Genomic DNA, 23,893 nt, shown 5'->3' with positions numbered 1-23,893 from the left:
CTGGCCGGTCTCCTCGACGCCGGGTGAGCTGGTCGGCTACCCCGGCTTCGCTCCGCCCGGCCAGGCCGCAGCCGGGCCGGCGCTCAGCCCGATGATCACCGTGGCGAGGGCACCGGTGACCGGTGTCCCTTCGGCTCGTCAGTCGTGGCCCTGCCAGTTGTCGTGGGCGTAGCGACCGCCACCCTCACCGTCGCCGCGACCGCGGTTGCCGTCGAACCACGTGCACAGGTCCATGACCTTGCGCGCGTCGCTGGTATCGATCGTCTCGGTGAGCAGCTCGCCCGTCTCCAGGTCGACTGAGAAGTGGAAGGTGACCGAGCCCTTCGTCAGGTATGACAGACGCGGCAGCCCAGCGGCGTCGAACGCGGCTTCATCGATGGGGCCGAAGCCGGCGAGCAGGATCGAGTTCGCCTCCAGGTAGTTCTCGACGGTGCCGTCCGGCTGGAACAGCTCATAGCCCTCACCCGAGATGTCGAGCTCCTCGATCGTCTGGCCGGTGTCCTCGCGTGTGACGTCGACGGTCTGTTCGCCGCGGATCTCGAGCAGGACGCTGCCGTCCTCGTTCACCGTCTCACGGGCCTCGACCTCGGCGACGTCACCGGTCGTGAACGTCACCGTGGTGCCGCACGCCGGACCCGAGAACGCGCCATAGTAATCCGGTCGCAACTGCTCGATCGGGACCCAGCCGGCGTCGTTGTCCGGCGCCGGTTCACCGGAGTGGGCTCCCGCTGGCGACGCGATCAGCGCCAACGTTCCGCTGGCGACCAGGACAACGCCGGCACGTGTTGAACGGTTCATGGGGGGCTCCTCACTGAGCGGTGTCGACCTGCCGTTGATCTCTCGACCGTCGTAGGGCCCTGATGAGCCTCCCCCTGACCCCGCGCAGACTGTGATCGGGGTCACAGCACCTGTCCAGTGGCCTCGTAGCGAAGCGGAACGTCATCGTCGCCATCGACCCGCCGGTCGTCACACCAGGCATGTGGCCGTTCACGGTGACAACGGTCCAGGTGGACCTGGATCGTTGTCACTCGACCGCCGATCAGCCGACGTGAGGGCGCTGACCAGGCTCGCGCTGGCGGACGCAGACGAGGGTGACGGCCACGCGGGCCAGCGCCGTGATCGTCTTGGCGGTGCGCTCGAAGCGGAGGGCGAGGCATGGGCAGGACGACGGCCAGCTCAGGGTGTTCGACGACCCAGCGGCGGGAGCCGAGGCGGACGCCGGAGTCGTGGCCGATGCGGGCGGTCCTTCGCGGTGATCCCGCGGCGGCGCAGGTAGCGACGCACCCGTGGGTCGTCGTAGCCCTTGTGGGCGTGCAGCTCCAGCGGCCGGCGGCACGGATGCCGCGGGCCGCCGAGCGGGGCGCGTCCGCGCCGGCGGCTACACCGTCCGCGTGACGGCCTCCATCCGGTACTGGACGCAGGCCCGGTCCGGCAGCTCCACCGCCTCGGACACAGCAACGGACGCTCACCCAGGGTGACGGCCACCGCTGGGACTGCTCGGCGCGCTGCTCGTCGCCGGTGGAGCGGTGCTGCTGTCCTGGGGTGCGCCGCTGTGGGTGCCGGTCGTCGTCGCGGTCGTGGTCGTCGGCGGCCAGTGCGCGGTGGCCCCCTACCTCGTCCGGTCGCTCATCCCGGCCTACGAGATCCCCCGCGCCGGCGACGGGTACGACACCAGTCGGTATCCGCGCTCAGGTGCTGGCCGAGATCGTCGAGCGCCGGTGCCGGGAGGCCGGCGTGCGGCCGGTGCGGCTCGGCGTCGTCGACGACGGGACACTGAACGCCTTCACCTTCGGGCACACCCACGGCAACGCCGCCATCTACGTCACCGCCACGCGGGTTCCGCCGCACCGAGGTCACCGTCGACGCCCACTACTCCGGCCACCGCTCGACGTCGAGCAGCACCTCCCAGACCCGTTGGACCGAGGCCTCGACGTCGATCGTCTCGCGCTGCTCCTCCGCGCCATCCTCCTGCCTCACGTCGGGGTGGGATGTCGACCGGAGGCCTCCAGGGTCTGATCGATGTCCTGCGCCCGGTATCCGGGTCTGGTGCGAGTGCACGACTGCGCCAGTCGACCCGGGTCGACGACATCACGAACTGAGGCCCTCTGGCCGGCGTCCGGACGAGCGCTGGTGCGGTGTCAGTCGCGGCCGGGGCCGGTCGCCGCGGCGCTCACGGCATCCGGACCGGTTCGACTGCGGCCGTGGAGACGTCCTCGAGGAGCGGGTGGGCCGGCTCGTCCCGGGGGCCGCGGCCCCGGGTGCGTGTCGTCCGCTGCGCGTCGGCCGGCCCACCAGCCGTATCCGCCGGTGACGACCAGGGTGCCGAGGAAGGCCGCGTAGCCCCACGCCCACGGGTCGTCGGCCCTCACCTCGGTTCGATAGCGGAGCAGCACGAGCAGCTCCAGCACCCCGAAGACGGTGTAGGCGACCGCGGGGATGACCAGTCGGGTCAGATCCCGCTCCCGGATGCCCAGCGCGGCAGCGACTCCGAAGGCGATCAGCCAGGAACCGACCACCTGGCCGCTCAGCGTCCCCAGCTCCCACGGCCAGAAACCGGTCATGTCGTCGAGCGTGTGGTGGACCGTCGCACCACCGAGGTACAGGACCACACCGGCCCCGGCCATGGCGGCGCCCTGGACGGCGAGCAGCGCCACCAGCCAGGCCGGCATCGGGCGGCCGACCGGCTCGGCCCGGACCCGGCGCGCCTCGTGCCCGAGGTAGACCGCGAGGCAGCCGGCGGGGACCACCAGATAGACGACGAGCCAGAACCACGCGGCGAACTGCGCGGACGGTGCCCCGGCCACCAGTCGCAGACCGTGGTTGTGGATGAGCGTCGCGACGAGGGTGAGGACGGTGTACACGGCCACCGTGACGACGGTGATCCGGACCCGGCTCCACCGCCGCTCCCGCAGGGAGAGCAGGGAGAGGACGAAGCCCGCGGCGAAGGCGGCGCCGAGGAAGGCCGCCGTCAGCTCGTTGTGGATGCGCCAGGCGAAGTCGTGGTGGGCCGAGGCCCCGACCAGCAGTCGCAGGACGGCCAGCGCCGTCAGGCAGCTGAACGCGGCCAGCAGCAACCGGCCGCCGACCCCGACCTCGTCCGTCCGAGCCCGCCCCTCGGATGGCTCTCCCGGGGCCTGCACATCGGGTTCGCGTGGATCCATCGGTGCGCCACCCTCGTCGACCTGCTCCCCCGCACGGACCCGGCGACGGGCCGGCTGCTCGGTCCGAGGCCTGTGCGCAGGATCGTCCTCGGCCGAGAGCCAGACAAGGGGTAGGACCGGTCGACCGCGCAGGCCGGCGACGACCGACGCAGAGCGAGGGTCCTCGATCACCCGGTGCGACCGACCTCCCGCCCCCGGACCTGCGCGACCTGTCCACCCAGGTCCGCTGGTCGGTTGCGCTGATCGAGGAGAGGCACGGAGCCCCTCCCCGAGATGACGCGGCTACCGCTCGGACGTGCGTCCGGTCTCCGCGGCGGGTGCGCCGGTGGGAGGCCCGGAGTCCGCCGAGGCGTCGCGCGCCCTCGGCACCGACGTCGTCGTTGCACGACCGCTCGGGCTGAACCGCTGGACGAAGTCCAGCGCCGTCTGGGCGACCTCGCGCCAGCCGTGGTCGATCGTGAGGGCGTGGCCCCGGTTCGGCATCCTCAGGATCTCCGTCACGGCAGGATTGCGCCGCTGCCGCTTGTAGGCGGCGTTCGCGATCGCCCACGGCACCGTGTGGTCCTTCTCGCCCTCGATGATCAGCAGCGGACCGCGGTCGGGGTTCTTCGTGTCGACCTTCGCCTCCGTCCGGGGATTGAGGTTCGCGTTGCCCATCTGCACGAGCGAGAGCCCGGAGCCGGCGACGTGGTACCTCTCGTAGAGCTCCCTCGCCTCCTCCTCGTCGAGCGCGTTCGCCCAGCTGTACCTGAACTGGTCGAAGGTGAGCGTGAGCGCTCGGCCGCGGGTGCGCGGGTTGATCAGGAACGGGCCCGCCGACCGGAGCGTGGCGACCGGCAGCGGCAGGACGCCGCGGAAGACCCCGGGGTCGATCGCCACCGTGGCCGCCGAGAGGCCTCGGCCCGCGAGCATCTGCGCCAGCAGACCCCCGGTCGAGTGCCCGATGAGGGCCGGCTTGCTGTCCAGGGCCTCGATGACCTCGGTGGTGTGATCGGCGATCTGCCTCAAGGACTTCCGGGCGAGGACCTCCGGCTCCGCCCGGGCGGCTTCGATCGTGTCCGGATCGTCCGGCCAGTCCGGTGTGAGCGGTGCGTAGCCGGCCTGCCGGAAGAGGTCCGCCCAGTTGGCCCAGCTGCTCGGCAGCAGCCAGAGGCCGTGGATGAAGACGACCGGGGTGCCGCCGGAGGCGTTGGCGGCCTCGATCTCCCGGATCTCCCGCTCGGACGTCGATGCCATGACGAGCCTCCTCCGGTCGGAGTGGATGAGTCAGGGAGTGCTGGGACCTGACGAGGGCCTCGGCAGCGCGACCTCCTGCGCCTCGGAACCGTCCTGCCGCGGTGGCTGCTGGTCAGCGTTGCCTCGCACTGCTGCCACCGGGGTCCTCGCGCGGATCGTCCCCGGCCCGTCCTGACCCGCACCAGGGCTCTTCGTCCCTCGGGACCAGCCATGCCTGCAGCGGTGTGATCGCGGAACCGGCCCGTGACGTCACCAGCGCTCGGTGAGCAGGTCACGCACCGGCCGGTCGGCCTCCGCGTGGATGAGGGCCGCGCTGTCGGCCGCCCCCAGCCGCTCGGCGAGCGCGGCGCGGGTGCGCACCCAGCCGGTGCGGTCGGGCGGGAAGACGTCCGCGCCGATCGACCGGCGTATCCCGTCCGCCGCGCCGGTGAGACGGGCGGCGCGCTCCGGCTCGCCCGCCGCCACCGCCTCAGCAGCCATGCCGTCGAGCGCCCGGGCGGTGGTCTCCCGGCTGTCCATGGACCGGCTGCGCTCGAGCGCCTCGGACAGCACCCGGTGAGCCGTGTCGAGGTCACCGCGGGCGGTGTGCGCCAGCCCCAGGTTCACCAGCGCGTTGCCCAGGAAGACGTCTGTCCCGGCCGTCCGGGCGAGCGCGGCGCTCTCCTCGAGCAGCGGCACGGCGTCGTCCGGGAGGTCGCGGAGGAGCTTCGCCCCGCCGAGGGAGAGCAGGGCGAAGGCGAGGCCCCACCGGTCACCGAGCTCCCGGAGGGCGGCCACGGCTGCCTCGAGGAGACCCTCACCTGCCGCGGTGTCGCTGCGGGCCACGAGCAGTCCGAGCGGGATCCTCGCCAACGAGGCCGACCGGTCGTCACCCAGCTCGCCGGAGAGCTCGACTGCGGTCCGCAACGCCGGGAGAGCGCGGCCCTCCTCACCCAGCTCGAAGCTGAGCATCCCGAGGACGAACGACGCGTCGGCACGCACCGCCGGCGTGAGGTGTGGCTGGTGCGCCAGCAGCTCCTCCATCCAGTCGATGCCCGGCCGGAGCAGGCCGTGTACCCACCAGAACTGCCACAGCGCCCGGCCGAGCCCCGCTGCCTCGTCGAGGGCGCCGCCGTCGAGGAACGTGCGCATCGCGGCACCGAGGTTCCCGGACTCCGTGACGTACCGGTCGAGCGTGGACCGGTCGAGGGCGCCGCGCTCCGCCGTGTGGACACCGGCCGCGAACCGGAGGAAGAACCGCGCGTGGTCTCCGCGGACCTGATCGGCCTCCCCGCTGGCCTCCAACCGTTCGAGCGCGAGTTCCCGGACGGAGTCCAGCATGGCGAACCGGGGCTCACCCGAGGCGCCGGGAGCCACCTGGACCAGGCTCTTGTCCACCAGCGAGGCCACCGAGGAGAGGACGTCGGACACCTGCTCGTCGCCGCACACGGCCTCCGCCCCCTCCAGGGAGAAGCCCCCGCGGAACACGGCGAGCCGGGCGACGACCACCTCGTCGTCGTCATCGAGCAGGTCGAAGCTCCACTCCACCGTCCGGCGGAGGGTCCGTTGCCGCTCGGGCAGGTCCCGGGACCCACCGGTGAGGACGCCGAGCCGCGACCCGAGCCGGCCCAATAGCTCGACCGGCTGGAGCAGCCGGACCCGCGCAGCGGCCAGTTCGATGGCCAGCGGCAGCCCGTCCAGCCGCCGGCAGATCTCGGCGATCGCCCGCAGTTGGTCGTCGTCCAGGTCGACGTCGGCCCGCGCGGAGCGCGCCCGGTCGACGAACAGCCGCACCGCCTCCGACCGGGCGAGGACGTCGATCGGCTCCTCCGCTCCCACGGTCCCCAGTGACGGGACGACGACCACGTGCTCGCCGGTGAGGTGGAGCACCTCCCGGCTGGTGGCGAGCACCGTGAGGCCCGGCGCCGCACCCAGCAGCTGCGTGATCAGCGGCGCCCCGCCGACGACCTGCTCCATGTTGTCCAGCACGAGCAGCATCCGCCGGGGGGCGAGGAACGCCGCGAGGGCCTGCTCCGGGAACCGCCCTCCGCCGTCGGGCAGGCCGAGGGCGGTCGCGACGGCATCGGCCAGCAGCTCGGGAGCCCGGACACTGTCCAGCGGCACAGCGACCACGCCGTCGGGGAACGAGCCGCGCACCTCGGCGGCGACCTGCACCGCCAGCCTGGTCTTGCCGATCCCGCCCGGTCCGACGAGGGTCACCAGACGGGTGGCGGCGTCGGACAGCACGCCGCGCAGCCGGGTGAGTTCCTGCTCGCGGCCGATGAACGAGCTGACGGGTGCAGGCAACCGCCACTGTCCGATCGGCTCGCCGGCGGGCGGGGGCTCCGGCAGCTCGAACCGCTCGCTGAGCAGGAGGGCGAGGTCGTCGGCCACGAGGACGGCGAGTTCCTCGGCCGTGCCGAAGCTGCGGTAGGAGAGCCCGTCGGAGCCGATCCGGTCGATCAGCTCCACCAGACGGGGATCCCGATCGGGAGCCGGCGTCTTGAGGTAGACGAGCTTGGGCTTGCCCGCGGCGGCCAGGTACTCGTCCTCCAGGCCGGACACGGACTGGCCCGGAGCCACCCAGCCGTACGACTGCCAGTAGACGCCGACGAAGACGTCGCTCTGCTGCAGGTAGGCGAGGTACAGCTCTCGGGGCGGGTGCGGCCGGGCGCCGAGCTCGAAGAGCACCGGCGTGAGGCGCAGCCGCTCGACCGCGCCGCGCACCGCGACGCGTTCGTCGGCGAGCTCCCGCATGGTCGAGCTGACGAACACCCGGAGTCTCTGGTCCGGCGTCCGGATCGGCACGACTGCCCCCTCGCACCCCGGGTCAGGCGACCGGTGGGCCGATCCCCGGGTCGATCGACCCGCTCACGAGGACGGCACCACCGGCACGCACCGGGACGACCACCCTCCTGTTCGGTGGCGGACGTGGCGTGCGCGCATGATGCCGCTTCCCAGCAGCTGCGTCACCGGCCGCCGACCCGGTGTCGGGCGACGGCGCGACCACCGGGCCGGGCGGTCGCGGGGTGAGGATGGCGCGGTGGCTGACACAGCGGCCACCCGGGCGGACCGGCAGGTGGCCCGGGTGCGCGACGACCCAGCCGGGCGCTTCGAGCTGGCCCGGCGGTTCTACCGGCACGCCGACGGGCCACGGCGGTGGTACGGCCGGGCGGAGCTGAGGTTCCTGCGCTGGGAACTCGCCCGCGGTGTGCTGGCGCCGCTGCACGCGGATCCCCCGGGCAGCCCCTGGTGGCGAGCGGTCAACCAGCGGCTGCTGCGCGACAAGGTCGAGGCGGACCTCCTGGTCGACGGGGTCCCCGGGACGGCCGGCGCGGCCGGCGTCGAACTGTGGACGGCGTTCATCCGGCGACCGGACCCGGCGGCCTGGTACCGCGCCCACAACGCCAGCGTCGTCGCGGCCTACCTGGAGCACGAACCGCTCGCCGCGGAGGAGCTCCCGGTGGAGCGGTTCATGATGAACGTGGCGCTGCTGCGGCTGCTCTTCACCCACGCCCTGGTGGCCCGGCCGCGCCTGGCCCTGGGTCCTCTCGCGCGACTCGGGCCGGCCCTCGTCGACCCCCGGGGCCCCACCGTGGGGCTCTTCCTCGACCTGCGCCGGTCCTTCCCCACCCACTACCCGCTCCGGCTGTCCCTCGGGCAGGCCATCGCGGCCGAGCAGCCGCTGGCCCGAGCTCTCGACTACGGGGTCATCGCGCCCCGGTTGCCGGAGCTGTACGCGTTCTCCGCCGCATGCCTCGGCGAGCCACGGCTGACCGGCCTGCTGGACCAGGGCGGAGCCCCGGCGTACGCGTGGCCGCCGGAGGACCGGGACTTCTGGAGGACCGGCAACACCGGGCGACACCTGCGCTCGATCGCCCGGTTGACCGGTGCGGGCACCGGCTACGACCGGCAGTTCTGCTCCTGACGCCGCTGGGCCACGGTGCCGTCGTGATCGCCGTGCCGGCCGGGCCCGGCGACCTCGACGCACCACCCGTTGCGGACTCACGTGCGCCGGGATGCCTGCGTCACGTACCGGTGGACCTCCGAGATCGCCGTCGCTCCCTCGCCGACGGCGGCCGCGACCCGCTTGACCGACCCGGAGCGGACGTCGCCGGCGGCGAAGACGGCGGGCACGGAGGTCTGCAACGACAGGACCTCAGCGCCCAGCCCGGTGTGCTCCTCGGCGGACCGACCTGTGAGGACGAAACCGTGGTCGTCGAGGCGGATCTGCTCCGGGAGCCACGCCGTGTCGGGAACCGCGCCGATCATGACGAACAGGGCGGTGGCCGGCACCTCCCGTCGCTGGTCCGTCCGCCGGTCCCGGAGGACGAGCGTCTCGAGGCGGACGGAGCCTCCTCCGTCGACGACCTCGGTGTGCGGGGTGACGGTGATGTTCGGGACCGCACCGATCTCCCGGATCAGGTAGTCCGACATGCTGCTGGTGAGCGTGTCGCCGCGGACGACGAGGGTGACCCGGTGGGCGAAGCGGGCCAGGTAGACGGCCGCCTGGCCTGCGGAGTTGCCGGCACCGACGATGTAGACCTCGGCACCGCGGAGCACCGGGGCCTCGGAGACCGCCGACCCGTAGTAGACGCCCGCTCCGACGAGGGCCTCCAGCTGCGGGAGGCCGAGCCGCCGGTACGTCACGCCGGTGGCCAGCACCACCGAGCGCGCGCGCACGGTCGTACCGTCGCTCAGTCCGACCCTCGTGCTGCCCCCGTCCGGAGCGAGCGCCGCGACGCCGATGGTGAACAGGAACTCGGCGCCGAGCATCCATGCCTGGGCGAAGGCGCGGGTGGCCAGGTCGTGACCACTGACACCGCGCGGGAAGCCGAGGTAGTTGCGGATCCGGGAGCTGGTCCCTGCTTGACCACCCATCGCCGTCCGCTCCACGACCAGGGTGGTGAGTCCTTCGCTGGCCCCGTACACGGCGGCGGCCATGCCGGCCGGGCCGGCCCCGACGACGACGAGGTCGTAGCACGCGTGCTGGGGCACGGTGTGCGCGCCGACGGCCTCGGCGATGTCCGCGCGGGTGTACCGGGTCAGCACCCGGCCGTCGCGCAGGAACAGCACCGGCCGGTCCGGGTTGCGGTCGGGCACGGTGGACAGCAGTTCGACCCCCTCCGGGGTGTCCTCGTCGACGAAGCCGAACGGGATGCCGTTGAGCTCCAGCGCCTCCCGCAGCTCGTAGGCGACCGGATCCAGCCGTCGGCCCACGATCCGGAGCAGCTCGAACGGCGGGGTGTTGCGTCGGGCCCAGGCCTCCACCGCCTCGGAGACCACGGGGTACAGCAGGTGCTCCCGTGGACGCCACGGCTTGGTCAGGTGGTGCTCGAGGTAGCCGAGCCCCATCCCCTCGACGATCACCGGCTCGCAGCGCCGGTCGCCGTAGTCGATCAGCAGGGCCCGCTGGGCCTCGGGGAAGAGCTGTTTGCTGCGGGCCAGCAGCATGGCGCCGGTGCACTCCCCCAACCAGTGCTCGGCGACGATCAGCGCCACGTCCCGGCCGTCGTCGCGGAGCCGGGCCAGCAGGGCCGAGGCCCCGTCGAACGACGTGGCCGTCGCGGTGTCGAAGTCCGCGCCGTACCGGCGCAGCAGGTCGGCGCTGAGCTGGTCCACGGTCGACCGGTCCCGGTCGACCACGACGAGCAGCGGTCGGTCCATGCCGGGCACTCCCCCAGTCAGGACGGCACGACCCGGCCGAGCCGGCCGGGTGCCTCACCGCGGCGACCGGCACCCGGCGTCGGGTGGGCGCTCATGTGAGGAACAGGCCGATCCCGAGCGTGACGGTGACGACGGCGAGTGCCAGCCCGCCCAGGATCGTCAACCACAGCACGCCGTTGGGCCTGTCGGCGTCGGGTCGGAGGATCGAGAGGAAGAAGCCCAGGGGCATGAGGATCGGCGCGATGGCGAATCCCGTGCGGACCACGGCCTTCCAGCCGCCGGACAGGTCGGTCTGGTCGACGTACAGGAGACCGACCAGCGCGAAGACGATCCAGACCCCGGCATGAGCGTGCCCGGCGCGGAACAGGTGCCGGCGCACGGGGTTGTCCAGGTATCCCGGGATCTTGCGACTGATCATGGCCAATAGCGAGACCCCGCCGATCTCGACGGTCGGGACCGCCACCAGCAGGACGGCGGCCACCAGTGTCGACGCCTCGGACATGCCGCTCCCCTCTCCGGGCCCGCCCCGCGCACCCCTGGCTCGGACCGCCGTCAGGGTCCGGGGTGCCGTGGAGCCGGACGGTCCCCGCTGGTCGAACCTCCCGGGCAGCGGTTCAGCGCCCGGAGCCCGCAGCCGGTGTCCCGGAACCGGTCACGCGACGCGGTCAGGACAGCCCGGCGCCGGACGGGACGTCCTCGAGCGAGCCGCTCTGCCTGGTGATGACGAGTTCGTCGACCTCCAGCCGGGCCAGGCGGAGATCACGCACCTCGGCACGACCGATGACGAGGCGGCCCACGGCCAGGGACCCGATCGCCGCGGCCCCGACCGCCAGGGCACCGACCGCGGCCGCGCCGGCCGCCGCCGCGCCGATCGCCAGCGAGCGGACGGCCACCGCACGCACGGCCATCGGGCCCATCGGACCCACCGGCCGGACTGCGGCGCGGCGCTTCGTGCTCAGGCGTGCCCTTCCATCGTGTGTGCGCATCGGACTGTCCTCCTTCCGCAGCGGCAGCCGGGTGCCGCTGCCACGGTCCAGCGAGATGGGAGGAACGTCGCCGCCTCGACGGGCCTCCACCGGCCGGCCTGGTCGCGGCTCAGGAGCGGGATCGCGAGCACCGCCCGCTGCCCGGGCCGGCCGAGCTCCACGAGTGGGTGGCCGGGAGCGACCTCCAGCGGGCCGAGTATCGGGAACCGCACGGCTGGCACCTCCCCGCTCGCCCTCCCCAGCGGATGGGGGTGGAGTCAACTCCGGTCGTGTCGGTTCCGCTAGGGACTGCTGGACGGATCGTGGAAGTCAGGTCAGGCGCGGCGAGGTCGAGCGCTCCGGCGTGGTCCCGGCGTGTCCTGTCGTAGCGGGTGGCAGCCTGTGCCTCGCTCGGCCTGGCAGGATCCGCATCGCCTCACGGCGAACGGGGTCCCTGGCCGCTCGCGGGGCCCAACGGCACGCGCCTGCCGACCACCCTGCGCCTCGTGCTGGGGCTGAACCGGCCGACCTCCGGCACTGCGACCGTCGCCGGCCGCTCGCCTGGACGCTCGGCTGCGCACACGCCGCCGCCGTGACTGCGCACGACGCCGACCCGCCGGTGCTCCGCCGCAGCCCGCACGGCCGGCTGCGGGATCCGGAACACCAGCGGCGACCTGCGCCGCGCCCTCGACCGGGTCGGCTCCGACTGGTTCCCCTCGCACGGGTTCGGCACGACCGTCGCCACCCGGCTCGACGAGGCCGGGCTGTCCGCCCGGCAGAGCGCCGACCACCTCGGCCACCGCCGACCCAGCCTCACCCAGGACGTCTCCATGAGCCGGACGTCCATGCGGACCGGTGCCGCTGCGGCGCCTACTCCGCGAAGGCCAGGTCGCTTCCCCGCCCCGCGGTAAGACCGAGTACGACCTCGGGCTCACCCGCCGGATCGACGCGCCCCTCCCCGGCTGAGCGGCTCCGTGCCGGGTCGTTCGCCCCTGTCTGCGGCCCGTCGTACCTCATAGCGTGCTCGGGGTGACGCTGACCGTCGGGAGCGCCGCCGTCGAGCAGTACGCCACGGCCTGGCGCGAGACAGATGCCGCCGCGCGCCGGACGCTGCTGGACGCGTGCTGGGCCGAGGACGGCGTCTACTGCGACCCGCTGAACCGCGTCGAGGGCCGCGACGGGCTGTCGTCGCTGATCGGGTCGTTCCAGGAGGGGAGCCCAGGCGCGCGCATCGACGTCGTCAGCGGCGTCGACGAGCACGACGGCTACCTGCGGTTCGCCTGGCGGATGCTGGCAGCCAACGGCTCGGTCGCTCTCGAGGGGACCGACTTCGGCGAGGTCGACGGCGAGGGCAGGCTGCGCCGGATCGTCGGCTTCTTCGGCCCACTGCCGACCTGAGCCGGGCGGACAGACCGACGCGAGCGGCGCACGATCGCCCTGCCGCTGTTCGGCGTCGACCTGCTCCGCCGCTGCTGCGCCCCGCCCTGGACCGGGCCGGCTTCGACCGGGTGACCTCGCGCACGCCCAGATCGCGTGACAGGCCGGTGACGGAACCGCTACCACCGTGACGGTCTTCAGGTCCTGAGGCGCGGTCACCGTGGAGCCGGATGTGGACGTACCGGAGAACGGGTCCCAGCGGGAGCTGGTCTCGCCGTCGTCCCGCGTGCGGCACCCCTGGACGGAGAGGGTCCGGCGGCCGGGTGCGCCGCCCGACCGCGACGGCACTGACATCGCCAGACGACCCACGCGCCTGCGGGGCGCCGCCCTTGCGCGCGGCGCGATGTCGACCACCAGGGTGTCCGCCCAGTCCGCGGCCTGCTCCAGGTGGTCGAAGAAGCCGAAGACCCCGCCCCGCTGGCGGACGGGGATGAGCCGCAGACGCGGGGCCTGACGCAGCCGCGGCACCGGGGTGGCCGTCCCGGGCACGACCGGCCGGGCGCGGGCTGCTCAGGAACGTGGTGAGCAACGGGACCGGGGTGTCGGCGCTGTCCTCGTCGTGGCGCCACTCGACCTGGACACCCTGGCCGCCACCCACCCCGACGCCCACACCCTCGACCTGGCGATGTCGCTGGACAACCTGGCGAACCGGCGAGCGCGGCGGACCGATTGGCGCGCTGACGGCGCTCCGCGGCGATTCAGTTGCGCAGCGCCGCGTGGTTGACCCCGAGCTCTCCGGTGAACCTCGCGGACGCTGCGGCGGCTGTCGAGGACCAGCTGCGCGGCGCGCTGCCGGAGCTCCTCGGGCTACTTGCTCCGTCGGCCCACCCTGGCCTCCCTCCTTGGCTCGCGCCGAGTCTGGAGGTGTTCAGCCGACAGGGGTCACGTCACCGGATCCCTGATCGCCTACGACCACTGGACGGTGGAGGCCGTGATCCCGAGGATCTGATCGAGGACCTCGTCGGGCCGGTGACACGGGCGACGATCAACCTGCGGGCGCAGTAAGTCGTGCGGGCATCAGCGTGGACCACGAAGAGCTCCGGTCAGGAACGGCGACGTCAGGCACCGCCACCTGTTCCGGAAGTCTTCGTGATGCCACTACACCGACTCTGAACAACGTCCCTGGTCGCGACAGCTAGCCGACAACCGTGACCGTTCGGGTGGCCAGACTAGAGTCCTCATTCCGAGGGAACAGTGCATTGATGTCCGGGTCGGCGAGGATCTTGGCCACGATGGTGGTGCTACCGCCTGCTGGACCGGATCCCGCTCTGCCGGTGAAGGTGAATTCGTCTGTTTCTCCGATCTGGAGGATGGAGATGTCAGGACTGGCTGGATTGAATTCGAAGAAGCCGACTTCACTGCCCGCGGAGATTGGGTTCCCGCTGCCGTCGAGCGACGTCCCACTGCTCGGAACGCGGATCTTGATGACGTTGGGGTTCGGCACCCGGATCGAGTAGCGCACGTTGGTCAGGATGATGCCGCCGTCGGCTGCCGTTGCGTTGGCCACCCTCACCTTGAACGTGAAGGTCTCGCCAGGGTTGATCGACGCTCCACTGGCTGGAGTCAGTGTGGACACGGTGACCGTCACCTTGCCATTCAGGTAGGCCCTCACTGCCTGGGGGAGATCCGAAAGGTTGACAGTCATGGTGGTGCCTCCGTGCAGGATGAGTGTCGGACCAGGACGTCGATCTTCCGACTGTGGCGTCACCTCAGCGTCACCGATGCGTTGTCGCCCTTGGCCTCACCGTGCAGGCTGCTGCGTGAACGGATGCCACCGACAATTCGGGCCTACCGATGAGCGGTTTGCTGTTGCGCACGCCCATGGACGTGCTGCGCGTCCGACGCTCTGATGACGGCGTCGTGTCCAACGCCGCCACCGACGGCGCGCGCGCCTTCTACCGCCGCGAACCCGGCCTGCAGCTGCACTCAGCCTCGACGACGGAGGCTCGACGGTGACCCGGTCGGCGCGTGAGGATCTCGCGCTGTCGTGGGCCGACGACGGTGAGGCCCTCACCCACTTCGACGTGGTCCGCCCCGGTGGGCACGTCTGCCGCCGGGTACGGACCGACCTGGACGTCGATCTTCTCGACCGCGTCGACCACGTCGCAGCCTGATGAGTGCGTCGGCGAGCCGACCTGCTCTCTCCTGGGCTTGAGGTAGCGGTCATTGTCGACGGTTGCTCTGCCACGGCTGTCCGCGGCACGGGCGGGTGCCCCGGGGGCAAGAGCGACCAAGAGGACGTTGCATCAGTTCGTCGGTAGTCGTCGGGCGCAGATGAGGGTGACGGTCAGGCAGGCCAGCGCGGTGCTCGTGGAAGCGGTGCGGTCGTAGCGCAGGGCCAGGCGTTTGCAGGACAGCAGCCAGCCCAGGGAGCGTTCGACGACCCAGCGGTGCCGGCCCAGACGGGCGCTGCAGTCCCGGCCGAGGCGGGCGATCCTCGCGGTGATCCCGCGGCGGCCCAGGTAGCGGCGCACTCGCGGGTCGTCGTAGCCCTTGTCCCCGTGCAGCTTGAGCGGTCGGCGGGGCGGATGGCCGCGTCCGCCACGGCGGGATGGCCGGCATGCTGTCGAGGAGTGGCTCGACGAAGAGGCGGTCAGCTCACCGCCCTTCTGGCCCGGACGCTGACCGAGTCCAGGCTGGCCCGGGACCAGTCCAGCCGGCCGGCCTCGCCGAGCCGGTCCAAGACGGCCTGGTGCAGCCGGTCGAAGACGCCGGCGTCCGCCCACTCGTGCATCCGCCGCCAGCAGGTCCAGCCCGAGCCGTAGCCGAGCTCGACCGGGAGCTTGGCCCAGCCGATGCCGGTGGACAGCACGAACGCGATGCCCTCGAGCCCGTCCCGATCGGAGGTCCGGGGCCGGCCGGTGCGGCCGTGCACTGCCGGCTTGCGCGGCGGGATCAGCGGCTCGACCAGCGCCCACAGCTCGTCACTGATCAGCCGCGGCGGCGGGGAAGACGCCGACGACGACATGACCCGGACCCAGCGCCGATCCACCTCAGCTCGACAGGGCCCGAGGACCTACTCCCGCAACGACTTCCAAGTGACGATCTCTGTCCGCATGCTGGACGAGCACCGGTTCGACCCGCCGCGGGACGTCGAGGTGGAGAACGACGGTCAGTGGTGGTCCGGCCACCAGACGGCGTGGCGGCTGTGCGATGACGGGTTCGGCAGGCGCGCCGTGGTCACCTGGCGGCAGTTGCACGACTACGGCTGGGGCCGTCACCTCACGAGTGCGCCGCCGGGGCGTGTCCGCCTTCGGGCGCGGTGAGGCGCTGTAACCCCGACGCACAGCTCGGGGATGTCGACCGCCGCGGCGCCGGCACGTCCTCGTCGCTCTCCCGCCACCCGCGGAGAGATGCCCTCGCCCGAGGTGGACGGTCCGCTCGTTTGTCGGTCGCAGATTGGTCGCGGACCACGGCTCGGAGTACGTGTCAGGCCGCTGACCTGCGGTTGTGCTCCCCCGATTGGACTCGGACCAATAGCCCTGCGAGTTGATCTCGAGGTGGTGGGCAGCGATTGGGCAGCGACGACCGCGCAGGTCAGAGCCTGTTTGCACGATCGGTCGGTGTTGGTCATCGTCGGGCGCCGGGGGTGGTTTGTTGGTCGTAGATTGGTCACAGTCGTTCTGTTCGCACTCCTGACCATGACGACGTTGTCCCTGGCGGACGCGAAGGCTCATCTGTCGAAGCTGGCCGCCCGCGTCAGCGGACGGCACGGGCGCGTGTACGTGACCGTGCACGGCAAGTCCTCCGCCGTGCTGCTCGCCATCGAGGACCTCGAGTCGCTCGAGGAGACCACGAGATCCTCGCCGTCGCCGATGACATGCGGCGTCTGCGCGCCCGTGAGGCCGAGCCCGCCCGCGGAGAGGCCGAGAGCCGCGATGAGCTGGAGACGGCCGTGGTCCGCCCTACGGTCGGGGTGACGAGACGACCCGAGGAGCGGCGCCATGGCCGAGGTGGAGTTGCGAGTCAACGGGACCAGTCGGCGGATCCAGCTCGAGCCGAGGGTCAGCCTGCTCGATGCGCTGCGCGAGCGCCTGGAGCTGACCGGCACGAAGAAGGGCTGCGACCAAGGCGCCTGTGGCGCGTGCACGGTGCTCGTCGACGGCGAACGCATCCTCGCCTGCCTCGCCTTGGCCATGCAGTACGGCGACCGCGAGATCACCACTGTCGAGGGTCTCGGGAAACCTGGACGCCTGCACCCTCTGCAGGAGGCGTTCATCCGTTCGGACGGCTTCCAGTGCGGCTTCTGCACGTCCGGCCAGATCTGTTCGGCGGTCGGCATGCTGGCCGAGCACCGGGCGGGCGCCCCGAGCGTCGTCACGCCCCACCTCGCGGCGACCACGACCCCGCTGTCCGCGGCCGAGATCCGGGAGCGGATGAGCGGCAACCTGTGCCGCTGCGGTGCCTACGAGGGCATCGTCGACGCGATCCAGCACGTCGCCGGGCTCGACGACCGCGCCTCGGCTGCGGACCCGGCGGCGGACCGATGAGGCCCTTCAGCTACCTGAGCGCCCCCGACGTCGCCACCGCCCTGCGGGCGATCGCCACCGAACCGGGCGCCAGGCTCCTCGCCGGCGGCACCAACCTCGTGGACCTGATGCGCCGGGACGTCGAGCGCCCGACGACCGTCGTCGACATCTCCACCCTCCCCTTGGCCGAGGTACAGGAGCTGCCCGCCGGCGACCTGCGGATCGGCGCCCTGGTGCGCAACAGCCACCTCGCTGCCCACCCGGTGGTGCGCAGCCGCTACCCGGTGCTGTCCCAGGCGGTGCTCTCCGGCGCCTCCGGGCAGCTGCGCAACATGGCCACGGTCGGCGGCAACCTCCTGCAGCGCACGCGCTGCCTGTACTTCGCCGACGGCACCGCCGCCTGCAACAAGCGCGACCCCGGCAGCGGTTGCGCGGCGATCGGCGGGTTCCACCGGGGCAGCGCCGTCCTCGGCACCAGCGAGCACTGCATCGCCACGCACCCCTCGGACATGGCCGTGGCGCTGGTCGCGCTGGACGCCGTCGTCGAGGTGCGGAGCCTGCGCGGCACCCGCCGCATCCCGCTGGCCGAGCTGCACGTCCTGCCCGGCGACACCCCGGACGTCGAGACCGCGCTCGACCCCGACGAGCTCCTCACCGCGGTCGAGCTGCCGACGCTGCCGGTGGCCGCCTCGTCGCGGTACCGCAAGGTGCGCGACCGGGCCTCGTTCGCGTTCGCGCTGGTCTCGGTCGCCGCGGCGCTGGAGCACGCGAACGGGACGATCACGGCGGCCCGGCTGGCCCTCGGCGGCGTCGCACCCCGGCCGTGGCGGGCATCCCGGGCCGAGCAGGTGCTGGTCGGCGCGCCGGCCACCGAGGAGACCTTCCGCCGGGCGGCCACCGCCGAGCTGGCGGCCGCCGTCGGCCGACCGCAGAACGAGTTCAAGATCGAGCTCGCGCGGCGAGCCGTCGTGGCCACGCTGCACCAGCTGGTGACCGAGGGAGGTGCGGCATGACTCGGGCACCAGAGCGCACCCTGCCTTCCCCGCCGGCTGCTGGACCCGCCCCCACAGTCGGGCGCCCGCTCGACCGCGTGGACGGGTCGGCCAAGACCTCCGGGCTCGCCCGGTACACCGCCGACCACCCCGTCCCTGACCTCGCGCACGCCGCGCTGGTGCACGCCACCGTCGCCCGCGGCCGCATCACCGGCCTCGACACCGTCGACGCCGAGGCCGTCGGCGGGGTGCTGGCGGTCCTGACCCACCACAACGCCCCGCGGATGACGCCGCCGGCGCCGGTGAGCGCGTTCGACCTGAGCACGCTGGCGTCGGGCACCACGGTGAACTACCTCGACACCGACCAGGTGCACTGGAACGGCCAGCCGGTCGCCGTCGTCGTCGCCGACTCGCCCGACACGGCTCGGCAGGCCGCCCGGCTCGTCCGCGTCACCTACGAGGTGGAGCCCGCGGTCACCGACTTCGCCGCCGCACAGGACGACGCGGTCCCGCTGCGCGGCACGCTGCTCGTCCTCGGCGAGGCGCGGACCGGCGACGCCGAACGCGCCCTCGCCACCGCCCCGGTCGTCGTGGACCACCGGTACACCACACCCGCCCAGAACCACCACGCCCTGGAGCCGCACGCCACCATCGCGGTCTGGAACGGCGACCGGCTGACCGTCCACGAGAGCTCGCAGGATGTCGACTGGGCCCGCCGCCACCTGGCCCGGCGCTTCGGGGTGCCGCTCGCGGGCGTGCGCGTTCTCGCCCCGCACGTCGGCGGCGGTTTCTACGGCAAGGCCCCGGTCTGGGCGGGGACGGTGCTCACCGTCCTCGCTGCCCGGGCCACCGGCCGGGCGGTGCGGATGGTGCTCAGCCGCGAGGACGTCACCCGCACCGTCGGGGGACGCACCCCCACCGTGCAGCGCGTCGCGCTCGGCGCGCAGCGGGACGGGACCCTCACCGCGCTCCTGCACACCGCTGTCTCGCAGGTCGGTCGGGTGGGTGGGACACCGGAGCCGGTGGGCTCGCAGTCACGCCACCTCTACGCGGCGCCGAACATCTGGATCCGGCACGCCACGACCACGCTCGACGTCCTCCCGACCACCCACATGCGGGCGCCGGGAGAGGCGGTCGGCACGTTCGCCCTCGAGTCGGCGGTCGACGAGCTGGCCGTGGCGCTGGGGATGGACCCGGTGGAGCTCCGGATGCGCAACGAGCCCGACCGCGACCCGTTGGACGGCAAGCGGTTCTCGCGGCGCGGCCTGCGGAAGGCCTACACCCGCGGCGTGGAACGGTTCGGCTGGGCCGGGCGCACCGCGAGGCCGCGGTCGATGCGCGACGGGCACTGGCTCGTCGGCTGGGGGGTGGCCACCGCCTTCCACCTACCGGTCCGCCTGCCCGCCGACGTCACCGTGCGGCTGCACGCGGACGGCACGGTGCTCGTGCGCTGCGCGTTCCACGAGATCGGCGTCGGCGCGGCCACCGTGCAGACGCAGATCGCCGCGGACGCCCTCGGTGTGCCGGTCGAGGCGGTCACCGTCGAGCACGGCGACACCGACCTGCCGGTCGGGCCGCAGGCAGGCGGCTCGGGGCAGACCGCGAGCGTGGCGACGGCGCTGCTGGAGGCGTGCGAGGAGCTCAAGCGGTCCGCGCTGGCGCTGGCCCGCCGCTCTCCGTCGTCACCGCTGCGCGGTCGGCGGCTGCCGGAGCTGCGGGCCGGGCGCGGAGGGTTGTACCGGGCGGACGCGCCGGACGAGGGCGAGACCTACGGCGTCATCCTGACTCGCGCCGGACGAGCGGAGATCGAGGTCCGCACCGCCCCGGGGACGCGGCTCGGGCGGACGCTGCAGCAGGCCCGGGCGGCCGCCGGCTGGTTCCGCGACCGCAGGCGCTGGGTGCGCGCCGCCACCGGCGCGCACTTCTGCGAGGTCCGCGTCGACGAGCACACCGGGGAGGTGCGCGTGTCGCGCTGGCTGGGGGTCTTCGACGTCGGCCGGGTGATCAACCCCAAGACGGCGACCAGTCAGCTGCGCGGCGGGATCGTCATGGGCATCGGGGCCGCGCTGTGCGAGGAGACGCTGGTCGACCCGCGGACCGGGCGCATCATGAACCCCGGCCTGGCCGACTACCACGTGCCGGTACAGGCCGACACGCCCCGGATCGACGTCGACTACCTCGACGAGCCCGACCCGATGACCCCGCTCGGGCTGCTGGGCGTGGGCGAGGTCGGCATCACCGGCGTGGCCGCCGCCGTGACCAACGCCGTGTACCACGCCACTGGTGTGAGGATCCGGGACCTCCCCGTGACGCTGGACCGGCTGCTGTGACACTGCTCAGCACTCCAGTCCGGTGACGGCGCCAGCTGCAGGTGAGTGGCGCGCGTACCGCAGCGATCATCTGCACGATCCGGCCGGCGTCATCGGGCCGGCGTCATTGGCTGAGGGTCTCGTCGAGCCAGTCGAGGACGCGCTGCTCGAGCAGCGAGCGAGCCATGGGTTCGCAGTGGCGGTCGGCGCCCTCGGCGGCGGTGAAGCGGACCAGCTGCTTGGGCCCGGGCAGCGCGTCGAAGAGCCGCCGGGACTGGCCCGGCCAGAACTGCTCCCCGTCGGGATCGGTGATCAGCATCGGGGTGGTGATCCGGTCGGCCACACCCTCCAGGGCGTACCGGCGGGCCTCGGTGACCACGTCGTACGCCGACGTCTTGCCGTAGGGCTTGGCGCGCCACTCCCAGTTCTGCCGCTCGCCCGCGGTCGCCTGCTGCATCCCCGCGGCCATGAGCTGGTCGAACCGCTGCTGGTCGCCGGCGTCGAGGCAGTCGCGCAGCGGCTGCGGCAGCGCGTTCCACCAGGGCTCGAACGCGTCGTACACGCCGGGGTCGGCGATGCCGGCGGCGATGCGGTGCTCGAAGGCCAGCGCGCGGGGCACCCAGTAGCCGCCCTGACTGACGCCGTGCAGCGTGATCCGCTCCGGATCGACGTCCGGCCGCGCCGACAGGTAGTCGACCACCGGCGTGATCACCGCCTCCCAGTCGTACCGGAAGGGCACCTGGCGCTCGAACAGCATGGACTGCTGACCGGGACCGTCGAAGACCAGCACGTTGTATCCGCGGTTGACCGCGCCCGCGCCGAGCGGCGGCCACAGGGTGGTGACGGGGCCGTCGCTGCCGTTGTTCACCACCAGCGTCGGGTGCCGCCCGTCCGTGCCTGGAGGGGTGAAGAAGTAACCGGGCATGGTGGTGCCCTCGTAGGGGATCTCGACCCGCTGGCCGGCCGGTTGCAGGCGGTCGACGTGGTCGTCGAAGCAGCGCCGGTGCGCTCGGAACGTCGACTGCAGCAGCGCTTCGGGGTCTTGGGTGCCATCCACCGCGGACAGTGCCTGTGCGTAGTAGGCGCTCGCCCGCAGGTACGCCGACCGGGCACTCACCGGATGACCGGCGGCGGCGCACCCGTCGGCGATCGCGGCGACGCGGTCGGCGGTGGCGATCCACTCGGTGCACCAACTGGTCGCGTCGCCGTCGACGATGCGCGTCGCGGTCGCCAGCATCTCCCCGACGTCCCCGCACCCGGAGAACACACCGCCCAGACCGAGCTGGAACTGGAAGTCGAACTGCTCGAAGTCGAAGAACCGGCGCGCCATCGCATCCTCCATCCGAACGCTGGCCGGGCCTGTTTCCACGGTGACCAGTCCACGTCGGGAAGGAAAGAGGATGGCGCCTCAGCCGATCCCAGCTCGCGAGCTCCTCGTACCGGGCCAGTGTGGCGGCGAGGGCGAGGAAGGCGAGCAACAGCCGGGCGGGGCCCTCCTCGGCACAGGGTCGACGACCTGGAGCTGGCCAACGGACGTGCAGGTCAAAGCCTGTCCGCGTGATCGGCCGGTGTTGGTCATCGTCGGGCGTCAGGGGTGGTTTGTCGGTCGTACGTTGGTCGCGTCCAGCAGAGCGACCAGATCGCTACAGGCTCAGCACCAGCCGCAGCGCGGCAGCGACTCGCTGCACCTCCTCGACGCTCAGACGCCCGGCGCCGGCTCCCAGACGCTGCGGATCGACCGCGGCAGTCTGCCCTGTCGCAGCGAGTGCATGCGGTCTCGTGTGGGTCGATCACGCTGTTCACCCGGGTGTTGTCGTAGGAGTTCCTCGACGCTGCCGAGGGAGGGGCGGCGCCGCGGCGTCGCACCGACCGCAGAGCACAGGACGGGGCCGCTCGATGAGGCCGCCCGCGGTGTGGCACCTGCGGAGTTGCAGCCTGTGCGCCCACCGTCACAACCCGCCGCACCGGACGGTGGGACAGGCGGACCGTCAGCGGTGTCCTTCTGGGCGGCGGGTGGTCGGTGGGACGGTTCTACTTCCCCTCCTCCTCAGTACTGGGGCGGTCCGTCGGACGAGGAACTCCCATGACACCTGACGACATCTCGATCGCCACGCTCCGTCAGCGCATCGCCGGGGAGGTGCTCGGCCCCGCCGACGAGGGGTTCGGCCAGGCGCGGGCCGCGGCGATCTTCAACGGGGACATCCGGAGACAACCGGCACTCATCGTGCGCCCCACCTCCACCGAGGAGGTCGCGCAGACCGTCCTCTGGGTCCGGGAGCAGGGCGCCGACCTCACGGTGCGTGGCGGTGGGCACAGCGGGGCGGGGACAGCGGTCGCCGACGGTGCGGTGATGCTGGACCTGTCCCGCCTCGACGGTGTGCGGGTCGACCCGGAGGCGCGCCGGGCGTACGTCGGTGGAGGTGCGACATGGGCCGCCGTCGACGCCGCGACGGCGCCGCACGGGCTGGCCGTCGTCGGAGGCCTGGTCAGTCACACGGGGGTGGCGGGGCTGACGCTCAGCGGCGGGATGGGCTGGTTGATGGCCCGGCAGGGGCTCAGCTCCGACAACCTCCTCGAGGCCACCCTCGTCACCGCGGACGGCCGCACGGTGACGGCGTCCGAGCAGTCCCATCCCGAGCTCTTCTGGGGACTCCGCGGCGCCGGCACCAACTTCGGGGTGGTCACCGAGTTCGTGTTCGCGCTGCACGAGGTGGGTCCCCTGGTGCACCTGGGGATGTTCTTCTGGCGCGCGGAGGACGCCGCCGAGCCGTTGCGGCTCGCCCGGGACCACCTGTTCGCCCTGCCTGACGGCATGGGCGCGGCGGTGGTGGGGATGTCGGCCCCGCCGGAGCCCTTCGTGCCCGAGGAGCACCACGGTACGACCGGTGTCGCCGTCATCGTCGTGGGCTGGGGCACCGCGGAGGAGCACGCCGCGGCGATCCAGCCGCTGCGGGACCGCCGGCCGCTGTTCGAGCTGGTCACGCCGCTGCCCTACGTGGCGCTGCAGCAGATGCTCGACGCCGGCAACCCGTGGGGCATCCTCGCCTACGACAAGGGGCTCAACCTGGACGGCCTGTCCGACGACGCCATCGACGTCCTCCTCACCTGGCTCCCCCGCAAGCGTTCACCGCTGTCCTACGTCCCGATGTTCGCGCTCTCCGGCAGGTACCGCGAGATCCCCGACGACGCGACGGCCTGGGGCAGCCCCCGCAGCGCGCGCTGGGCAGCCGCCATCGTGGCCTTCGCCACCGACGAGGAGACGTTGGCGGCCGACCGCGCCTGGGTGCGGGATCTCTGGCGGGCGCTCAGGCCTCACGCCGGCGACGCGGTCTACCTCAACTTCGAGGCCGACCTCGACCAGGACCGGGTGCGCGCCGCGTACGGTGAGGAGAAGTACGGCCGCCTGGCCGCGCTCAAGGCCCGCTGGGACCCGGACAACGTCTTCCGCCACAACGCGAACATCCCTCCCCAGGCGGCCGCCGGCGTGGCCGACCAGGACATCCCCGCGCCCAGGGCGGGGAGGACGCGACCGACCCAGCCGGCCACCTGACCCGGGGGGACGCCTGGCCCCGCCGGCGTCGCGGCACGACGTGCGCCGGGGGGGGGGGGGGGGGGGGGGGGGGGGGGGGGGGGGGGGGGGGGGGGGGGGGGGGTGGGGGGGGGGGGGGGGGGGGGGGG

The 23,893-nt window shown here is 72.8% G+C and carries 20 protein-coding genes and 2 pseudogenes; 10 read left to right on the top strand and 12 right to left on the bottom strand.

Annotation, left to right across the window (positions count from 1 at the left end; all coding sequences use genetic code 11):
* Positions 1 to 138: 138 nt before the first annotated feature.
* From ACI78U_RS09360 to ACI78U_RS09335, 6 genes and pseudogenes are all read right to left on the bottom strand, one after another.
* Positions 139 to 798 carry a hypothetical protein gene (locus ACI78U_RS09360; RefSeq protein ID WP_456875028.1) on the bottom strand — a complete coding sequence of 220 codons (660 nt, stop codon included), beginning with the start codon at positions 796 to 798 and terminating at the stop codon, positions 139 to 141.
* Positions 799 to 1,039: 241 nt separating this feature from the next.
* Positions 1,040 to 1,356, bottom strand: a pseudogene (locus ACI78U_RS09355) (IS5/IS1182 family transposase); the annotation flags it as partial.
* Positions 1,357 to 1,688: 332 nt separating this feature from the next.
* Positions 1,689 to 1,817 carry a hypothetical protein gene (locus ACI78U_RS09350; RefSeq protein ID WP_456875027.1) on the bottom strand — a complete coding sequence of 43 codons (129 nt, stop codon included), beginning with the start codon at positions 1,815 to 1,817 and terminating at the stop codon, positions 1,689 to 1,691.
* A gap of 321 nt (positions 1,818 to 2,138) precedes the next feature.
* On the bottom strand, positions 2,139 to 3,074 hold the full coding sequence (locus ACI78U_RS09345) for a hypothetical protein (RefSeq protein ID WP_456875026.1): 936 nt from the start codon (positions 3,072 to 3,074) through the stop codon (positions 2,139 to 2,141).
* A 369-nt stretch (positions 3,075 to 3,443) separates the two neighbouring features.
* Positions 3,444 to 4,397 carry an alpha/beta hydrolase gene (locus ACI78U_RS09340; protein WP_456875025.1) on the bottom strand — a complete coding sequence of 318 codons (954 nt, stop codon included), beginning with the start codon at positions 4,395 to 4,397 and terminating at the stop codon, positions 3,444 to 3,446.
* Between the two features lie 249 nt (positions 4,398 to 4,646).
* On the bottom strand, positions 4,647 to 7,184 hold the full coding sequence (locus ACI78U_RS09335) for an ATP-binding protein (RefSeq protein ID WP_456875024.1): 2,538 nt from the start codon (positions 7,182 to 7,184) through the stop codon (positions 4,647 to 4,649).
* Between the two features lie 235 nt (positions 7,185 to 7,419).
* Between ACI78U_RS09335 and ACI78U_RS09330 the strand changes: the two genes are divergently transcribed.
* Positions 7,420 to 8,304 (top strand): hypothetical protein, encoded by an 885-nt coding sequence (locus ACI78U_RS09330; protein ID WP_456875023.1) that lies wholly within the window; start codon positions 7,420 to 7,422, stop codon positions 8,302 to 8,304.
* Between the two features lie 77 nt (positions 8,305 to 8,381).
* Here the strand turns inward: ACI78U_RS09330 and ACI78U_RS09325 are convergent, their stop codons facing one another.
* From ACI78U_RS09325 to ACI78U_RS09315, 3 genes are all read right to left on the bottom strand, one after another.
* Positions 8,382 to 10,043, bottom strand: a complete 1,662-nt coding sequence (locus ACI78U_RS09325) for an FAD-dependent oxidoreductase (protein WP_456875022.1) — start codon at positions 10,041 to 10,043, stop codon at positions 8,382 to 8,384.
* Positions 10,044 to 10,134: 91 nt separating this feature from the next.
* A complete protein-coding gene (locus ACI78U_RS09320) occupies positions 10,135 to 10,545 on the bottom strand; it encodes a hypothetical protein (protein ID WP_456875021.1) in 411 nt (136 codons plus the stop codon).
* 163 nt (positions 10,546 to 10,708) lie between these two features.
* The gene (locus ACI78U_RS09315; RefSeq protein WP_456875020.1) at positions 10,709 to 10,951 is read right to left on the bottom strand and encodes a hypothetical protein; all 243 of its coding nucleotides are present in this window, start codon (positions 10,949 to 10,951) and stop codon (positions 10,709 to 10,711) included.
* A gap of 1,086 nt (positions 10,952 to 12,037) precedes the next feature.
* On the opposite strand from ACI78U_RS09315, the gene ACI78U_RS09310 reads away from it, so the two are divergent.
* Positions 12,038 to 12,406: a nuclear transport factor 2 family protein gene (locus tag ACI78U_RS09310; RefSeq protein WP_456875019.1), complete on the top strand. Its 369-nt coding sequence runs from the start codon at positions 12,038 to 12,040 to the stop codon at positions 12,404 to 12,406.
* A gap of 1,174 nt (positions 12,407 to 13,580) precedes the next feature.
* On the opposite strand, the gene ACI78U_RS09305 is transcribed toward ACI78U_RS09310, so the two are convergent.
* Positions 13,581 to 14,033: a hypothetical protein gene (locus ACI78U_RS09305; RefSeq protein ID WP_456875018.1), complete on the bottom strand. Its 453-nt coding sequence runs from the start codon at positions 14,031 to 14,033 to the stop codon at positions 13,581 to 13,583.
* 206 nt (positions 14,034 to 14,239) lie between these two features.
* On the opposite strand from ACI78U_RS09305, the gene ACI78U_RS09300 reads away from it, so the two are divergent.
* Both ACI78U_RS09300 and ACI78U_RS09295 read left to right on the top strand, forming a co-directional pair.
* Positions 14,240 to 14,401 carry a hypothetical protein gene (locus tag ACI78U_RS09300; protein WP_456875017.1) on the top strand — a complete coding sequence of 54 codons (162 nt, stop codon included), beginning with the start codon at positions 14,240 to 14,242 and terminating at the stop codon, positions 14,399 to 14,401.
* Entirely contained in the window at positions 14,398 to 14,559 is a 162-nt protein-coding gene (locus ACI78U_RS09295) for a hypothetical protein (protein WP_456875016.1), read from the top strand. The genes ACI78U_RS09300 and ACI78U_RS09295 overlap by 4 nt, the downstream gene beginning before the upstream one ends.
* Positions 14,560 to 14,691: 132 nt before the next feature.
* On the opposite strand, the pseudogene ACI78U_RS09290 reads toward ACI78U_RS09295, so the two are convergent.
* Positions 14,692 to 15,413 (bottom strand): annotated as a pseudogene (locus ACI78U_RS09290) (transposase); the annotation flags it as partial.
* Between the two features lie 70 nt (positions 15,414 to 15,483).
* Here ACI78U_RS09290 and ACI78U_RS09285 point away from each other — a divergent pair.
* From ACI78U_RS09285 to ACI78U_RS09265, 5 genes are all read left to right on the top strand, one after another.
* Positions 15,484 to 15,711, top strand: coding sequence for a hypothetical protein (locus tag ACI78U_RS09285; RefSeq protein WP_456875015.1), 228 nt, complete (start codon positions 15,484 to 15,486; stop codon positions 15,709 to 15,711).
* Positions 15,712 to 15,741: 30 nt separating this feature from the next.
* Complete coding sequence (locus ACI78U_RS09280) at positions 15,742 to 16,365, top strand: type II toxin-antitoxin system Phd/YefM family antitoxin (protein ID WP_456875014.1); 624 nt, start codon at positions 15,742 to 15,744, stop codon at positions 16,363 to 16,365.
* A 24-nt stretch (positions 16,366 to 16,389) separates the two neighbouring features.
* A complete protein-coding gene (locus ACI78U_RS09275) occupies positions 16,390 to 16,935 on the top strand; it encodes a 2Fe-2S iron-sulfur cluster-binding protein (protein WP_456875013.1) in 546 nt (181 codons plus the stop codon).
* A complete protein-coding gene (locus tag ACI78U_RS09270; RefSeq protein ID WP_456875012.1) occupies positions 16,932 to 17,927 on the top strand; it encodes an FAD binding domain-containing protein in 996 nt (331 codons plus the stop codon). The genes ACI78U_RS09275 and ACI78U_RS09270 overlap by 4 nt, the downstream gene beginning before the upstream one ends.
* Before the next feature lie 77 nt (positions 17,928 to 18,004).
* Complete coding sequence (locus ACI78U_RS09265) at positions 18,005 to 20,236, top strand: xanthine dehydrogenase family protein molybdopterin-binding subunit (protein ID WP_456875011.1); 2,232 nt, start codon at positions 18,005 to 18,007, stop codon at positions 20,234 to 20,236.
* 103 nt (positions 20,237 to 20,339) lie between these two features.
* Here ACI78U_RS09265 and ACI78U_RS09260 read toward each other — a convergent pair whose 3' ends face one another.
* The gene (locus tag ACI78U_RS09260) at positions 20,340 to 21,545 is read right to left on the bottom strand and encodes an alpha/beta hydrolase family protein (RefSeq protein WP_456875010.1); all 1,206 of its coding nucleotides are present in this window, start codon (positions 21,543 to 21,545) and stop codon (positions 20,340 to 20,342) included.
* Between the two features lie 753 nt (positions 21,546 to 22,298).
* Between ACI78U_RS09260 and ACI78U_RS09255 the strand changes: the two genes are divergently transcribed.
* Positions 22,299 to 23,765 (top strand): FAD-binding oxidoreductase, encoded by a 1,467-nt coding sequence (locus ACI78U_RS09255; RefSeq protein ID WP_456875009.1) that lies wholly within the window; start codon positions 22,299 to 22,301, stop codon positions 23,763 to 23,765.
* Positions 23,766 to 23,893: the final 128 nt, after the last annotated feature.

It is taken from the genome of Geodermatophilus sp. SYSU D00710 (assembly GCF_054050195.1).
This window is presented reverse-complemented; position numbering and strand designations above follow the sequence as displayed.

Excerpts from the sequence above, each read along its gene's own strand:
- ACI78U_RS09350 (WP_456875027.1), bottom strand. The coding sequence starts at position 1,817 with ATGGCGGCGTTGCCGTGGGTGTGCCCGAAGGTGAAGGCGTTCAGTGTC.
- ACI78U_RS09275 (WP_456875013.1), top strand. The coding sequence starts at position 16,390 with ATGGCCGAGGTGGAGTTGCGAGTCAACGGGACCAGTCGGCGGATCCAG.
- ACI78U_RS09270 (WP_456875012.1), top strand. The coding sequence starts at position 16,932 with ATGAGGCCCTTCAGCTACCTGAGCGCCCCCGACGTCGCCACCGCCCTG.
- ACI78U_RS09255 (WP_456875009.1), top strand. The coding sequence starts at position 22,299 with ATGACACCTGACGACATCTCGATCGCCACGCTCCGTCAGCGCATCGCC.
- ACI78U_RS09320 (WP_456875021.1), bottom strand. The coding sequence starts at position 10,545 with ATGTCCGAGGCGTCGACACTGGTGGCCGCCGTCCTGCTGGTGGCGGTC.
- ACI78U_RS09315 (WP_456875020.1), bottom strand. The coding sequence starts at position 10,951 with ATGGCCGTGCGTGCGGTGGCCGTCCGCTCGCTGGCGATCGGCGCGGCG.
- ACI78U_RS09280 (WP_456875014.1), top strand. The coding sequence starts at position 15,742 with ATGTCGACCGCCGCGGCGCCGGCACGTCCTCGTCGCTCTCCCGCCACC.
- ACI78U_RS09300 (WP_456875017.1), top strand. The coding sequence starts at position 14,240 with ATGAGCGGTTTGCTGTTGCGCACGCCCATGGACGTGCTGCGCGTCCGA.
- ACI78U_RS09340 (WP_456875025.1), bottom strand. The coding sequence starts at position 4,397 with ATGGCATCGACGTCCGAGCGGGAGATCCGGGAGATCGAGGCCGCCAAC.
- ACI78U_RS09260 (WP_456875010.1), bottom strand. The coding sequence starts at position 21,545 with ATGGCGCGCCGGTTCTTCGACTTCGAGCAGTTCGACTTCCAGTTCCAG.
- ACI78U_RS09325 (WP_456875022.1), bottom strand. The coding sequence starts at position 10,043 with ATGGACCGACCGCTGCTCGTCGTGGTCGACCGGGACCGGTCGACCGTG.
- ACI78U_RS09360 (WP_456875028.1), bottom strand. The coding sequence starts at position 798 with ATGAACCGTTCAACACGTGCCGGCGTTGTCCTGGTCGCCAGCGGAACG.